This window comes from Rhodobium orientis, assembly GCF_003258835.1.
GTDB classification, from domain to species: domain Bacteria; phylum Pseudomonadota; class Alphaproteobacteria; order Rhizobiales; family Rhodobiaceae; genus Rhodobium; species Rhodobium orientis.
The window spans coordinates 1-246 of sequence record NZ_NPEV01000213.1 but is presented as its reverse complement, the minus strand read 5'-3'; the positions used below and the strand labels follow the sequence as shown (position 1 = coordinate 246).

1 protein-coding gene is annotated in these 246 nt (G+C 45.1%); it reads right to left on the bottom strand.

Translation table 11 applies throughout. The features are described 5' to 3' along the window. On the bottom strand, positions 1-246 hold a 246-nt coding region (locus tag CH339_RS25890), incomplete at both ends, for a Gfo/Idh/MocA family oxidoreductase (protein WP_368731668.1).

Sequence of the window (246 nt, the reverse complement as noted above, 5' to 3'; positions counted from 1 at the left end):
CATCCATTGGATCAGCTGAACTCTGAAGGAATCGGCCCATCCGTAAAATTCATTTTCAGGGTCTGTCAGCCACGTGTCCGGCATTGTTATCATCTGCTCCGTCAATCCGGCCCTCAGCAAAAACTGATTTTTCTGCCGTGAATGATAGTAAAATACGCCGTTTTGGCCGTTGACCTCGATGCTGAAGCCGCACTCATCCGATTTTGTGCATTTTGACGTAATCATATTAACAAACACATGATTTTC